Below are 12,948 nucleotides of genomic sequence, written 5' to 3'. Positions count from 1 at the left end.
TATTCCGCGCCGTCAAAATTCCTGTACGCTTGAGAGCCACTGGAACGCCGGCGAACGGAATTGACGAAGCGGAACGTGAACGAAAATCAGGCGAATGAGCAGGCGGCGGCGCTCGCGCGCGGCGCCACCGAGGTTATTTCCCCGGCGGAGCTGGCGGCCAAAATTGCGCTAGGACGGCCGCTCAGGATCAAGCTGGGGATGGATCCGACCGCGCCCGATTTGCATCTCGGTCACAGCCTGACGCTCAAGAAAATGCGCGACTTTCAGAATGCGGGCCACACCGTAATTTTCCTGGTCGGCGACTTTACCGCCATGATCGGGGATCCCACCGGACGCAACGAGGCGCGCAAGCCCCTGTCGCGCGACCAGATCGAGCGCAACGCCGAAACCTATCGCGCGCAGGCCTTCAAGATTCTCGATCGCGATTTGACCGAGGTCCGCTTCAACAGCGAATGGATGAATGAATTGGGCGTGCGCCGCCTGATCGAGATTGCGGCGAAGGTGAGCGTCGCCCGTCTGCTCGAGCGCGACGACTTCGAGAAACGGCTCGCCGCCGAGGAGCCTTTGTTCCTGCACGAGCTGCTCTATCCCGTGATCCAGGGCTACGATTCGGTCGCGCTGCAAGCGGACCTCGAGATTGGCGGCACCGATCAGAAATTCAACATGCTGGTTGGCCGTGAGCTGCAGCGGCATTTCGGACAGGCGCCGCAAGCGGTGATGACGATGCCGTTGCTCGAGGGTCTCGACGGCGTGCGCAAAATGTCCAAGTCATACGGCAACTACGTCGGCCTCACCGACAAGCCCGAGGACATGTACGGCAAGCTGATGTCGGTGCCCGATCGACTGATGGTGCGATACTACGAGCTGCTCACGACTGCCACATCAGAGGAGATCGCGGCAGTGAGGTCGGGTGGATTACATCCGATGGAAGCGAAGAAGCGCCTCGCCCGCACGCTCGTCACCGAATACCACGGCGCGCCCGCGGCGACTCGAGCAGAGGAATATTTCGAGAGCAAGCACCAGCGCCGCGAAGTCCCCGCCAGCGCGCAGGTCTATCGAATCGCCGAGGATCTGTGGATTTGCGAGCTGATCAAGCAGTTGCAGTTCACGCCCTCGACCAGCGAGGCTCGCCGCCTCGTGAGCCAAGGGGCGGTGCGGGTGGATGGCCGCACAATCACCGACGTGAATTTTCGTTTCGTGCCGGGGGAGCACAAGGTGCTTGAAGTGGGCAAGCGCCGGGTCGCGCGCATCGAGCCCTGACGCGCGCGCTAGTTGCTTTTATTCTTCTCCGCCAGCGCGACCGCCTCGCGCAACTTTTCCATCGTGCGCCCGAGCGCCTTGGTGTAGCGCTGCTTGGTCCACGTTTCCTTGGTCCGCATCTTGAGCCATCCGAGCTTGACCGCGTCGGGCTTGTTGCCCATCTCGCCGGTCGAGACCTCGATGATCGCGCGTTCTTCGGTGTTGAGCGAGTCCAGCACTTCGCGCTTGAGGTTCTGCAGAAAACCGGACTTAAGGTCGATATCGATCTTCATCGAAAATGCACTTCCATCACCTGAGCCTAAACCATCGGATGCGCGTCCTCAACGGGTTGGCAGCGGTGACCCCCGCACCCGGCGGGAAGAAGGATGCGGCGCCCGCCCTGTTAGAAAAGATGACCGCCTGCAACCAAACGGTTGGCGACCCGATGGTGGCGCGCAGCGAATTCGTGAAAGGACTCTGCCTGCTGCCGCCCACGGGCAGTTGAAGCGCGAGTTCGGCTACTCTTCTTCTTCGACGGCCTGACGGATCGCGTTCAATATGAACAGGAACTGATTAGGCGCCGACACGCGTCCGAGCATGTTCACGTTTTTCAGGACCTTGAGTTCGCGAGCCGTCACCTTGTGACGCGCCAGCATCCCGCGATCGCCCGCAAACTTCCGCCATGCGTCCTCGCGCCGCTTGTTGGGCGAGGTCTCGGCGCGCTCGCCGATGATCCACTGTGCTTCCGGATGCGCCAGCAGGAACAGCCGCTTCTTGTCGAGCTCGAGCGTGTCCGAGATTCGCGAGAGCAGCGACAGGGAAGGGCGGCGCCGCCCGTTTTCGAGATATGCGATGTGGCTCGCCTTGACGCCCAGTTTTTTTGCGAGTTCACGCTGCGTGTAGGCGTACGCACCTCGCCGCTGTTTGAGGACCTGACCGAGAGTTTCCTTTTTTTTCATAGTTCGATTCCGCCAGTATTGCCCTTCAGAGTTTTGCGCAGTGTATCTTACCGGTCAGATGTGAAAACTCTGGCCGATCGATGGGGAAGTGCCAGAATCGGTTCCTCACAATTCCTCCGGTTCTCGTGCCGGCTTCTTTCATATGCCAAGTTTCGTTGCGACCGGCTGCGGCCCCAGTTTCAGAATCTCTTGCACCCACCATATACACGTCTGAGCGTTGGTTCAGGTTTCTGTGCCGCGACCAACAGTCTCATATTCATCGACATAAAGTCTACAGCGACAGCTCTCCGCGCAACAAGAATTAAAAGAACGACAGCGAGTTTAGTTTGGCGATAGCAATTTGACTCTGCTATTGACACTACAAGTTGGCAAAACACGCCAAATCTTACCGTTTACGTTACTCAATGACCGTCGAGGGCCAGCACGGAAAGGTGCTTCGCGATTTTCGGACGGTCCGGCAATCGGTCGCCGCGTCGCTCCGATTCGTGGAGTTTCAGCCTAACCCGCTGACGGCGGGGGAAGTTGCGGCTTCTCGCAACCGCCGCCGGTGGCGCAACTGAGGCCGGCGCCGAAATAGATCGTGGCGGCCTTGGCTGGATAGAACAGATAGTTGAGCGGCGTCTCAATCGGATCGAACGGCTGGGGCGGCTCAGCGGTCGCTGCCTGGGCAGGAGCTTGCTGCTCGACTTGCTGCTTGGTGCCGGTGGAGGCCTCGACGTCCTGGACGGTCGCTAAACGATTGTCAGTGCCGAAGATTGCGGCCTTACCCGGTTCCAGCCAGACGTATCGCGTCACGCTGGCTCCGGTGTGATTTGGATCCGCGACACTGTCTTTCAGATCGGGCTCCCCCATCGACTGTACCGTCTGCTGGGGCGTCATACCGGGACCTAACGTCCCACTTTTCATTGTTGAGCATCCAACAACGAACAGCGCGATCAGCCCAACGGCCGCGCGCGTTGGAAGAGTCCTCAGCGTCATCATCGATACCTCAAGCCTCGTATGGAGCTAACATACGAAAACACCTCCGGCAACACGGGCGCCACTATTCACATGAGAAGGCGTTAGGGGTTAGGTTCTTCGGGCGACCGCATGGACAACGACAACCAGATGCTCTTCGTCTACGGTTCTCTGATGAATCCCGCCGAGCGCCTGCGCCTGCTGGGCCGCCCCATCGACGCCAGCCCGGCACGCCTCCCCAACTACGCGCGCGGAAAAAAGCGCTACTACTTCGTCGCGAGACAATCTGACACCGTCACCCACGGCGCAATCCTCGAAGGCCTAAGCGCGCGCGACCTGGCGCTCCTCGACAAATACGAAGAAGTGCCGGCGCTCTACACCCGCGAGCGCGTCGAAGTGCTCACCGCCGACAACCGCAAAATCGAATGCTGGACTTATCTGCCGACTGACTGGGCAAAAGACTAACGGGGACGAAGTCCCGCATCTCGTGAAACCCATCGCGGGTTTCACATTAAATCAAGTGGATTTGTTAACCCTTAACTTCTGCTGGCGGTGGCTTGGGCTGTTCTCCGCGCTTCAGTCCGAACTTGTCGATCCTGTATTGCAGCGTCCGATAACTCATCGCGAGCATTTTGGCCGCCTTCGCGATCACCCAGTCGTTGCGCTCGAGCGCTTGCAGAATCGCGTCGCGCTCGAACGTCTCGAAATTGAAGCCCTCGCTCGGAATCTCGTACTTGTCCCCGCGCTGACGCTCGCCGCTGCGCCCCGGTTTCTTGCGCGACAGGACTTCCTCCGGCAGATCGCGCGGCGTGATCGTGTCGCCTTCGCATAGCAGGATCGCGCGCTCGATCGCGGACTCGAGCTGGCGCACGTTGCCCGGCCACGAGTAGTCGAGGATCACTGCCATTGCCTCGCGCCCGATCTCCTTCACGCGTCCTTCCGCCAGATGCCCGAATTTCGCGAGTGCATGGTTCGCCAGCAGCGGAATATCGCCACGCCGCTCGCGCAACGGCGGCAGCGTGACCGTCACGACGTTGATGCGATAATACAAATCTTCGCGGAAGCGCCCCTCGCCGACTTCCTCCGCGATATTGCGATTGCTCGCCGCGACCAGCCGCACGTCGATGCGAAATGATTCGTTGCCGCCGACGCGCCGCAGTTCTTTCTCCTGCAGCACGCGCAGAATCTTCGCCTGCATTCCCTGCGGCAGGTCCGCGATCTCGTCGAGAAACAGCGTCGACTTGTCCGCGCTCTCGAACAGCCCGATTTTGCGCTCGTTGGCGCCCGTGAACGCGCCCCGCTCATGCCCGAACAACTCGTTCTCGATGAGGTTCTCGGGAATCGCCGAGCAGTTGATCGCGACGAACGGCCGCGCCGCGCGCGGCGACAGCCGATGAATCGCTTTCGCCACGATTTCCTTGCCGGTCCCGCTCTCGCCCTGGATCAGCACCGTCGAGTTCGACGGCGCGACGCGCCGCACCAGCCGGATCACTTCCTGGATTGCAGGATCCTGCCCGATGATGCCCTCGATCTCGAACGTGCCCTCGAGCCGCCGCTTCAGCAGTTGATTTTCCTGCTGCAGATTCGCGAACTCCGCCGCCTTGGCGACGCGCGTCACCAGCTTCTCGCGATCCGTCGGCTTTTCCAGGTAGTCGAACGCACCCGCCTTCATCGCCTGCACGACGCTGTCGGTCGATCCGTGCGCCGTCAACACCACCACCTGGCTGCCGGGATACGTGCCGCGCACCTTCGCGAGCAGCTCCTCGCCCGACATCCCTGGCATCATCAGGTCCGTCAGCACGACGTCGAAACGCGACAGTGCCAGCAGCTCGATCGCGCGCTTTCCGACCGCCGCCTCTTCGACGGCGAAGCCCTCTTCGCGCAAGGTGTCCGCGGTTATTTGTCGTTCGAGGTCGTTGTCTTCAACGACCAGTACTGAGGCCTGCGTCATGTTTGTGTCCGTTTACTACCGCGCTGGGCGGGAAGGTGAAAGTCAACGTGGTCCCGGGTCCGTCCGCGTTCGCTCCGATGTCGATTGTACCCCCATGCGTCTCGACAATCGCCCTCGACAGAAACAGCCCGAGCCCGATTCCCTCGCGCTTGGTGGTGAAGAACGGCTCGAACACGTGATTCACGACTTCCGCTTCGATCCCCGCGCCCGTGTCCGAGAATGAAATCACCATCGAGCCGTCCACGCGCCGAAACGCGATTCGCATCGTGCCGCCTTCGGGCATCGCCTGGATGGCGTTGGCGACCACGTTGATAAAGCAGGTGCGCAGTTTTTCCGCGTCCACGTTGAGAATCGTCGATGCCTCGTTGCATTCCTCGACCAGCTCGATTCCCTGGCTCTTCATCTTCGATTCCGACAGCGCCACGACTTCATCGACCAGTTGATGCACGTCGGTCGGCGCCGGGAATATTTCGATCGGCTTGCCGTAATGTAGAAAGCTCTGCACCAGCTCCGACAGCCGGTGCATCTCGTCCTTCATGATTCCGAGCTGACGCAGAAACGCCTCGCGATCGTTGGGCTGCTGCGGCGCGTAGCGCGCGCGGAGCTGGTCGAGCGCTAGGCTGATGAAGTTCAGCGGATTCTTGATTTCATGTGCCAGACCGCCGGCCAGCTGCCCCAGCGCCGTGAACCGTTCGAGCCGGTTCAGTTCCTGCTCGCGCTCGCGCGCATGCCGCAGTTGCCCGACCATGTCGTTGAAACTGCGCGTCAGCAATCCAATCTCGTCGCGCCGATGCGCCTCCGGCACCGGCTCCAGGCCGCGCGCCGCGATATTCTGCGCCGCGTCCGCGACCGCATGAATCGGCTTCACGTATCGATCGGCGAGAATGTAGGCGAACACCAGCCCGATCGCGAAAATCGCAAACGCGATCATCAGCTCGCGCGTCCGGCTTTCCTCCAGCGGCTGCGCGAAGTCGCCGAAATTCGCCACCACCTGCACGTAGCCGAGCAGATGGTCCTCGACCTCGACCGGAATCAGGTAAACCGTCGTCTCGGGCGCCAGCCCGAGCTTGCCCGGCGGAATCGTCACCAGCGCATTGGGATGCTTAAGTTGCTCGGGCGTCAGCCATTCGGCTTGCTTGGGCCGCAGCGCCGCGCCGATCAGATGCGGATCCGAGCTGTTGACTATCAGATTTTCGCTCGACGCGATCGATACTTCGAGTCCCTGCGTATGCAGGTCGTTCACGTAGTTGTGCAGTTGATCGCGATCGGTATCGCGCACCGCCGTCAATTCCTGCACGCCGATCTGAATCACTCGCGCCAGGTCCTTGACCTTCTCCTGCGTGGTCGCTACGATGGCCGCCTGCGTGCCCAGGCTCACCCACACCTCCGCGCCCAACGTCAGCCCGAGCAGCCCGACCATCAGCACGATCAGCTTCGCCTTGAGGTTCAGCGCGGGAAAGTATGATTCCATTTTCGCCATAGGGGGGTGCGCAGTCCGCCCGCGGCCACCTTACAATTCCGCCGATTCGCTCTTGGCTTCCGGCTCGTTGGCCTTGCGTATCACCAGCAGCCGGGTCGCGTAGACCAGCACGCTCAGGATCGCCACGACCACGATCAGCCGCTCGAAGCCGCCAATATATTTCACCAGCAACTCGAGCTGCTTGCCGAAAACATATCCGAGCGTCACGACGATCGGCACCGATATCAGCGCTCCGAGCAGATCGTAGAACAGAAATATGGCGGGGCGCACGCCGAAAGATCCCGCTGACAAATAGACCAGCGCGCGCAGACCGGCCAGGAATCTCGCGTAGAAGATCGCGCGATGCCCATGGCGCTGCATGAAGCCCTCGATGCGCTCGATCTGATGCTTGCGGCCGGGCCGCCCGATCGAGAAGTAGCGCACCAGTCCCGAGCCGAAGTGCCGCCCCATGAAGAACAGCGAGTTGTCACCTGCGACCACGCCCAGCAGCGACACCACCAGCGTGATCGGATAGCGCGTGATCCCGCGATGTACCAGATAGCCGCCCGCCAGCAGCGCCACGTCTTCGGGAATCGGCAATCCAAGTCCGCACATCATCAGCACGACGAACAATCCAAGGTACGTGAAGTGTTCGATGTACGCGGAGATCAGCCCGACCAAGCTCAGCTCCCGTGCGAGTAGCGCGCCCGCAGTGCGTCGCGGATTTGTTCGATCGCCATTCCGCGGCTGGCCATCGACTCCGCGTCGCGTGCCTCGCCGCAGCAAATCGCACAAGTGCTGCCGTGCGTGTCACGGAAGCAATCGAGCAGGTTCTTGTGCCCGTCGCTCTTGTCGCATCCGCAGTAGCAATGCAGTTGCGCCAGCAGCGCGGGATCCTTCTCTGCTACCTCGTAAGCCTCGCGCACATTGCCCTGAAAATTCCGCGGGTCGAGCGTTATCCGCAATCGCGCGCCCGCATCGCCGGCCGCCGCCAACTGCCCGTCCGACGACTGCGAGTTGCTCGACATGTATCCGCCGTATGCAATCGCCACCACCAAAATCGCGGCAGCCGTCAATGCGACAATTCCTTTGATGCCCTTGAACATGAGTCACTCCGCGGCCCGAAATTATAGCATCTCGATGAACCTTAGGCTTTGAGTCGCGAAACTGTATAGAGCGGCCGGCCGATGCGGTCCGCGGCGCGTATGCGGCAGCCGTTTCAGCATCCCCATCGCCAGAATGCTGCGCCGGAAGTTCCGTCGATCGAGCGGACGCCCGAGAATCAGCGAGTACAGCTCCTCGAACTCGGCGAACGTGAATTCCCGGGGCAGCAACGCGTACGCGATATTCGTATACTCCAGCTTCGACTTCAGCCGCTTCACCGCATATGCCGCCATCTGCGAATGATCGTACGCCAGTTGCGGCAGCCGGGTGACTTCGTACCATTTGCCGTTCGCGTATTTCTCCGACGCCGCGTCCACCGCATCCGCCTCCGGAATCAGTGCCATGTACGCGACCGACACCACGTGCGCCCGCGGGTCGCGCGACGGATCGCCAAACGTGAACAGTTGCTCAAGGTAAGCGCCACGCAGTCCCGTCGAATCATAGAGCTCGCGCCGCGCCGCGTCGTCAAGCAACTCGCCAACTCGCACCAGCCCGCCCGGAAACGCCCACCGCCCGCGCCCCGGCCCGCGCCGCAATTCGACCAGGTACGTCTGCAAGCGCCCGTCCCGGATCGCGAACAGCACCGTGTCGACCGCGACCATCGGCCGCGCCAGCCGTTCGCCGCGCTCTGACTCGCGCGCTGACCCCCGCGCGACGCTCTGTGGATTCGCGCTCAGACGCTCAACTCGAGCATGCGCTCCAGCGCCCGCTTCGCGCCCACGCGCACGTCCTCGGTAAGTTCGATTTCGTAGCGCAGGTGGCGTAGCGAATCGAGCGTCCCCTCCAGCGTGATCATCTTCATGAACCGGCATAGCTTGCACGCTTTGTAAAAATGCTTGTCCGGAATCTCCATCAGCAGCCGATCCGACAGCCCGCATTCCGTCACCACCAGAAATTTGTCCGCGGCGCTGCTGCGCGCGTAGCCGAGCATCGCGCTCGTCGATAGCACCGCGTCCGCAATCGCGAGCACGTCGCGACGGCACTCCGGATGCGCAATCACCTTGATCCCGGGGAGCGCGCGCTTGACCTTGTTCACCTCGTCCGGAGTTATCTGATGGTGCACGTAGCAGTTGCCGTCCCACGAAATCACCCGTTTGCGCGTCTGCCCCTGCACGTAGTTCGCGAGATTCTGATCAGGCACGAACAAAATATTTTCCGAGTCGATCCGCTCGACAATCTTCGCCGCATTCGCCGATGTGCAACACGCGTCCGACAGCGCCTTTACGTCCGCCGTGCAATTCACGTACGACACCACCTTCAGGTCGGGATAAATCTTCAGCAGTTCTTCTTTCCGCTCCGCCAGCGCCTCTGCCGTCACGCTGTCCGCCAGCGAGCATTCCGCCTTCAGGTCGGGCAACAGCACCTTGCGCTCGGGGTTGAAGACCTTGGCCGTCTCCGCCATGAAATGCACGCCGCAAAACACGATCACGTCCGCGTTCCGCACGTCGCGAGCGTTGCGCGCCAGCTCAAGCGAGTCGCCGATAAAGTCCGCGACCTCGAAAATTTCCGGCCGCTGGTAGTTATGCGCCAGCACCACTGCGCGCCGCGCCTTCTTCAGCTCCTTGATCTCCGCGATCATCTCCGCATAGCGCTCGCAGGTCTCAGCCGTGTAGCTGTCGTTGCCGAGCACCGCCAACTTGTCGCGCAACTCACTCGCGCCAATCGCCACCTCTGCAGATTCGTCCACTTGAATCCTCTTCGCTTGCTACTTTGCGTCAATCTGACACTTACTCTAAACCGCCGCCGCCCGCTATGCAACCCGTTTCGCGCTCTGATAAATCCAGTGAAAATTGCGCCCGCGCGCAGCCTTTTCAGGAGTTAAAGCAATGGATGAAGTATTGGAGCGCGAGATCGTCGCCGCCGTCCGCCGCTTCGTCGATCGCGATGTCATCCCCAACGCCTCAGCCCTCGAGCATCGCGACGAGTACCCGCATGCGATGGTCGCCACGATGCGCGAGCTAGGCCTGTTCGGCGCCACCATCCCGGCCGACCTCGGCGGCCTCGGCCTCAGCTTCACTACTTACGCGCGCGTGATGGAAGAGCTGGCGCGCGGATGGATGAGCCTCGCCGGCGTCATCAACAGCCATCTCATCATGGCCTACGTCATCGCCAATCACGGCACCAACGCGCAAAAAAAATATTTCCTGCCCGCGATGGCCCGCGGCGACAAGCGTGGCGGCCTCGCGCTCACCGAGCCGCACGCCGGCAGCGACGTACAATCGATTCGTACGACAGCCGTCCGCCGCGGCGACGACTACATCCTGTCCGGCTCCAAGATGTTCATCACCAACGCGCGCAACGGCACGATGCTCGCCGTCGCCGCGAAGACGGATTCTCACGCCGATCCCGCCTACGCCGGCATCAGCATGTTCGCCGTCGAGAAGAGCGACCGTGGCCCGATCATCAGCCGCAATCTCGACAAGCTCGGCTACAAAGGTATCGACACCTGCGAAGTTCTATTCGAAGACGTCGCGGTCCCCGCCGCGAATCTGATTGGCGGAGCCGAAGGCGCCGGTTTCAAACAAGTGATGAGTGCGCTCGAAGTCGGACGAATCAACGTAGCCGCGCGCGCAGTCGGAGTAGGGCAGGCCGCTTTCGAAACCGCAATCCTCTACTCGCAGCAACGCACCGCCTTCGGCAAACCCATCTGCCAGCATCAAGCGGTCCAACTGCTCCTCGCCGATATGGCCACCCGAGTCGAAGCCGCGCGCCTGCTGGTCGCCAACGCCGCCCGCAAAAAAGACGCAAACGAACGATGCGACGTAGAGGCCGGGATGGCCAAGCTCTTCGCCTCCGAAGCCTGCGCAAAAATCTCGCTGGACGCGATGCGTGTGCTGGGCGGCTACGGCTTCATGGCCGATTTCCCGGTCGAAAGATTCTACCGCGACGCCCCCCTGATGATGATTGGCGAAGGCACCAACGAAATTCAGGCCCTGGTAATAGCCCGCGGCCTCCTAGCGAGGTATCGGATCTAATTTTTTCTTGTTCCCCTTCCACCAGGGGAAGGGGTAAGGGGTTAGGTTCTTCGCATCGAGCACACTGCCCGCATCATTCTCCGCGCGCCAACTCATGCAACGCCCGCGCGCATTCCAGCGGATGCGTAAACATTACCTCATGCCCGCTCTTAACGAACTTGAGTGTCGGATTCCTGAGTCTGCTCGAAAAATGCGGATGCCAATTCGGCGCGCCCGCCACCGGCGTCTGATCGTCCTCGCAAACGATATAGCTGCTCGGAATTCCGGTGGCGAAGTAGGGCGCCATCGGCACCGCCGCGATCATCGGCCCGATCGGTTGCGGCCCCACCGCCGACAGCACGTAATCTCTCAACGCCGGCGCCATGTCGTTGCTTAGCCCATCGAGAAATTCCTTGCCCATCATCTCGATTGGAATTGATCGCTCCGCCAGCGTCTCCGCCGCCGCCGCGAGCGGCGATGTCGCCTGATCCACGATGGGCTGCCCGTCGATCGCCACCAGCGCCGTGACCCACACCACGCGCTTTATCCGCGCCGGAATTTTCGCCGCGACTCCCGGAATCGTAAGCCCGCCTAGACTATGCCCCGCAAGCACCACGTTCCTCAGATCGTGCCGTTCGATAAAGTCCGCAACGCTGTTGACGTAACTCTCAAGCATCACCTTCGAGCGATCCGCCCGGTTCATCCCATGCCCCGGCAAATCAACCGCATACGCCCTATCGCCCAGCTTCTCGAGTTGATTGATAACCGCCGCCCAACACCACGCCCCATGCCACGCGCCGTGCACCAAAACAAACGTCTCGGCCATTTTCTCCCTCCTATCCAATTCCCTCGCCAGCGCTCCGTGTCATTCTGAGCGCAGCGAAGAACCCCTGAAACAGTGCGGAGTCGCGCACCAAAATCCGGGATTCTTCGCTGCGCTCAGGGTAAACTCTGCCCCCATCTTCTCTTGATGCCGGGTGCAGGGGTCACCCCTGCCGAAGGAAGCGTGAAACCCACCGCGGGTTTCACATTAGATCAAGAGATTTACCCTTCCCCTAACTCGCGACCGCCGTAACTTCCTGCCCTTCCTTCAACGTCGCCGCCGGCACCACTATCACCATCTCGCCGCCGCTCAGTCCCTGCTTGACCTCGACCCCATCCTGGAACTCGCGTCCCACCGTGATCGGCACCAGATGAGCCGTGTCGCCGCGCACGACCCACACCGAACTCGCACCGCCTTCCGTCATGATCGCCTTCTTCGGCACCAGCACCATCGGCGCCGCCGCCGTCTGCGTCATGATCGATTGGAACGTGACCTTGGCGCTCATTTCCGGCTTGATAATCTTGAGATCCGGCTGCAGGATTTTCACTTCGACTTTCACGGTGCCTTTCTGCCGGTCGGCCTCGGGATAAATTTTCACCACCTGCGCCGGGAACGGATTGTCTGGATACGCATCCGGGATCACCGTCGCCGGCGTGCCCATCTTGACCTTCGCGATATCGCTTTCGTTGATATCGACTTCGCAGCGCAGATCGCTCAGGTCCGCCAGCTGCGCGATATCCGTGGCGCCGCCGCCAGCCTGGATTTCGCCGCCGAAGTTAATCGTGTCGCCCAGTTCGCGGTACTTCTGCAGCACCACACCGTTGATTGGCGACGTGATCACCGTCTGGCTCACGTTGAACTTCGCGAATTCAATCTCGCCATCCGACTTCTTGAGGTTCGCCACCGCCACCGCGAGCTGGTTCTCCGCGTCGTCGAGCGAGTCCTTCGATTGCACGCCCTCCTTGTAGAGCTCCCGGATGCGATCCGCGCGCGCCCGCTTCAGCACCAGGTTGGCTGCAGCCAAATCGCGATCCGCGTAAGCCTGCTTCAGCTGCGCCTGGTAATCGCGATCGTCGATTCGCGCCAGCAGGTCGCCGACCTTGACCCGCTGCCCTTCCTCGATCGGCTCCGCGACGATCTGCCCGAGAATCTTGGTGCCGATCACGATATACTTGTGCTGCGTGACGATATATCCGCTGCCCGTCAGCACGGTGCCCGCCTGTCCCGCCTGCTTGACGCTAACGATCGCGGTCTGTACTTCCGGCGGGCGGCCAAGCGTCCGCTGGTAAACGACGTATCCCGCCACGCCGAGCACGGCGAGAATCGCGAGCGCGATCACCGCCGGGATCAGCCGGCTCGGCTTCTTCGGCTGCCCGGTGCGCGCAATCCGCAACGACTCGAGCTCGCGAATATTCGGTCCTCTTGGTGCCTCGGTGGACAAG

At 61.4% G+C, this 12,948-nt stretch carries 15 protein-coding genes; 4 read left to right on the top strand and 11 right to left on the bottom strand.

Annotated features, from left to right (window positions below; translation table 11 throughout):
* Window positions 1-75 precede the first annotated feature (75 nt).
* Window positions 76-1,260: a tyrosine--tRNA ligase gene (tyrS, locus tag VJX68_RS09225; RefSeq protein ID WP_324095390.1), complete on the top strand. Its 1,185-nt coding sequence runs from the start codon at window positions 76-78 to the stop codon at window positions 1,258-1,260.
* A gap of 8 nt (window positions 1,261-1,268) precedes the next feature.
* Here the strand turns inward: tyrS and VJX68_RS09220 are convergent, their stop codons facing one another.
* The gene (locus tag VJX68_RS09220; RefSeq protein ID WP_324095389.1) at window positions 1,269-1,532 is read right to left on the bottom strand and encodes a hypothetical protein; all 264 of its coding nucleotides are present in this window, start codon (window positions 1,530-1,532) and stop codon (window positions 1,269-1,271) included.
* Window positions 1,533-1,537: 5 nt separating this feature from the next.
* Here VJX68_RS09220 and VJX68_RS09215 point away from each other — a divergent pair, with 5 nt between their 5' ends.
* Window positions 1,538-1,744, top strand: coding sequence for a hypothetical protein (locus VJX68_RS09215; RefSeq protein ID WP_324095388.1), 207 nt, complete (start codon window positions 1,538-1,540; stop codon window positions 1,742-1,744).
* Between the two features lie 13 nt (window positions 1,745-1,757).
* On the opposite strand, the gene VJX68_RS09210 is transcribed toward VJX68_RS09215, so the two are convergent.
* Both VJX68_RS09210 and VJX68_RS09205 read right to left on the bottom strand, forming a co-directional pair.
* Window positions 1,758-2,198 carry a helix-turn-helix domain-containing protein gene (locus tag VJX68_RS09210; RefSeq protein WP_324095387.1) on the bottom strand — a complete coding sequence of 147 codons (441 nt, stop codon included), beginning with the start codon at window positions 2,196-2,198 and terminating at the stop codon, window positions 1,758-1,760.
* A 498-nt stretch (window positions 2,199-2,696) separates the two neighbouring features.
* Window positions 2,697-3,050: a hypothetical protein gene (locus tag VJX68_RS09205; RefSeq protein WP_324095386.1), complete on the bottom strand. Its 354-nt coding sequence runs from the start codon at window positions 3,048-3,050 to the stop codon at window positions 2,697-2,699.
* Between the two features lie 237 nt (window positions 3,051-3,287).
* Between VJX68_RS09205 and VJX68_RS09200 the strand changes: the two genes are divergently transcribed.
* Entirely contained in the window at window positions 3,288-3,620 is a 333-nt protein-coding gene (locus tag VJX68_RS09200; RefSeq protein ID WP_324095385.1) for a gamma-glutamylcyclotransferase family protein, read from the top strand.
* A 64-nt stretch (window positions 3,621-3,684) separates the two neighbouring features.
* Here VJX68_RS09200 and VJX68_RS09195 read toward each other — a convergent pair whose 3' ends face one another.
* The 6 genes from VJX68_RS09195 to nadA all read right to left on the bottom strand — a co-directional run bounded on the left by VJX68_RS09195 (window position 3,685) and on the right by nadA (window position 9,416).
* On the bottom strand, window positions 3,685-5,106 hold the full coding sequence (locus tag VJX68_RS09195; protein ID WP_324095384.1) for a sigma-54-dependent transcriptional regulator: 1,422 nt from the start codon (window positions 5,104-5,106) through the stop codon (window positions 3,685-3,687).
* On the bottom strand, window positions 5,078-6,586 hold the full coding sequence (locus VJX68_RS09190; RefSeq protein ID WP_324095383.1) for a sensor histidine kinase: 1,509 nt from the start codon (window positions 6,584-6,586) through the stop codon (window positions 5,078-5,080). Before VJX68_RS09190 ends, VJX68_RS09195 begins: the two co-directional genes overlap by 29 nt.
* 30 nt (window positions 6,587-6,616) lie before the next feature.
* Window positions 6,617-7,246 carry a DedA family protein gene (locus tag VJX68_RS09185; protein ID WP_324095382.1) on the bottom strand — a complete coding sequence of 210 codons (630 nt, stop codon included), beginning with the start codon at window positions 7,244-7,246 and terminating at the stop codon, window positions 6,617-6,619.
* Between the two features lie 2 nt (window positions 7,247-7,248).
* Window positions 7,249-7,671 (bottom strand): CYCXC family (seleno)protein, encoded by a 423-nt coding sequence (locus tag VJX68_RS09180; RefSeq protein ID WP_324095381.1) that lies wholly within the window; start codon window positions 7,669-7,671, stop codon window positions 7,249-7,251.
* 21 nt (window positions 7,672-7,692) lie between these two features.
* Window positions 7,693-8,331 (bottom strand): NUDIX hydrolase, encoded by a 639-nt coding sequence (locus VJX68_RS09175; RefSeq protein ID WP_324095380.1) that lies wholly within the window; start codon window positions 8,329-8,331, stop codon window positions 7,693-7,695.
* 71 nt (window positions 8,332-8,402) lie between these two features.
* Window positions 8,403-9,416: a quinolinate synthase NadA gene (gene nadA, locus VJX68_RS09170; protein ID WP_324095379.1), complete on the bottom strand. Its 1,014-nt coding sequence runs from the start codon at window positions 9,414-9,416 to the stop codon at window positions 8,403-8,405.
* Between the two features lie 139 nt (window positions 9,417-9,555).
* On the opposite strand from nadA, the gene VJX68_RS09165 reads away from it, so the two are divergent.
* Window positions 9,556-10,704 (top strand): acyl-CoA dehydrogenase family protein, encoded by a 1,149-nt coding sequence (locus tag VJX68_RS09165; RefSeq protein WP_324095378.1) that lies wholly within the window; start codon window positions 9,556-9,558, stop codon window positions 10,702-10,704.
* Window positions 10,705-10,777: 73 nt separating this feature from the next.
* On the opposite strand, the gene VJX68_RS09160 is transcribed toward VJX68_RS09165, so the two are convergent.
* Window positions 10,778-11,509 (bottom strand): alpha/beta fold hydrolase, encoded by a 732-nt coding sequence (locus VJX68_RS09160; RefSeq protein WP_324095377.1) that lies wholly within the window; start codon window positions 11,507-11,509, stop codon window positions 10,778-10,780.
* Between the two features lie 229 nt (window positions 11,510-11,738).
* A complete protein-coding gene (locus VJX68_RS09155; protein ID WP_324095376.1) occupies window positions 11,739-12,947 on the bottom strand; it encodes an efflux RND transporter periplasmic adaptor subunit in 1,209 nt (402 codons plus the stop codon).
* Window position 12,948: the final 1 nt, after the last annotated feature.

Source organism: Binatus sp. (SeqCode), from assembly GCF_035272065.1.
Classification (GTDB): domain Bacteria; phylum Desulfobacterota; class Binatia; order Binatales; family Binataceae; genus Binatus.
The sequence above is the reverse complement of the archived record's forward strand: the minus strand, read 5'-3'. Positions and strand labels throughout refer to the sequence as shown.

Excerpts from the sequence above, each read along its gene's own strand:
- VJX68_RS09175 (WP_324095380.1), bottom strand. The coding sequence starts at position 8,331 with ATGGTCGCGGTCGACACGGTGCTGTTCGCGATCCGGGACGGGCGCTTG.
- VJX68_RS09195 (WP_324095384.1), bottom strand. The coding sequence starts at position 5,106 with ATGACGCAGGCCTCAGTACTGGTCGTTGAAGACAACGACCTCGAACGA.
- VJX68_RS09160 (WP_324095377.1), bottom strand. The coding sequence starts at position 11,509 with ATGGCCGAGACGTTTGTTTTGGTGCACGGCGCGTGGCATGGGGCGTGG.
- VJX68_RS09165 (WP_324095378.1), top strand. The coding sequence starts at position 9,556 with ATGGATGAAGTATTGGAGCGCGAGATCGTCGCCGCCGTCCGCCGCTTC.
- VJX68_RS09215 (WP_324095388.1), top strand. The coding sequence starts at position 1,538 with ATGCACTTCCATCACCTGAGCCTAAACCATCGGATGCGCGTCCTCAAC.
- VJX68_RS09205 (WP_324095386.1), bottom strand. The coding sequence starts at position 3,050 with ATGGGGGAGCCCGATCTGAAAGACAGTGTCGCGGATCCAAATCACACC.
- VJX68_RS09180 (WP_324095381.1), bottom strand. The coding sequence starts at position 7,671 with ATGTTCAAGGGCATCAAAGGAATTGTCGCATTGACGGCTGCCGCGATT.
- VJX68_RS09190 (WP_324095383.1), bottom strand. The coding sequence starts at position 6,586 with ATGGCGAAAATGGAATCATACTTTCCCGCGCTGAACCTCAAGGCGAAG.
- VJX68_RS09210 (WP_324095387.1), bottom strand. The coding sequence starts at position 2,198 with ATGAAAAAAAAGGAAACTCTCGGTCAGGTCCTCAAACAGCGGCGAGGT.
- VJX68_RS09200 (WP_324095385.1), top strand. The coding sequence starts at position 3,288 with ATGGACAACGACAACCAGATGCTCTTCGTCTACGGTTCTCTGATGAAT.
- VJX68_RS09220 (WP_324095389.1), bottom strand. The coding sequence starts at position 1,532 with ATGAAGATCGATATCGACCTTAAGTCCGGTTTTCTGCAGAACCTCAAG.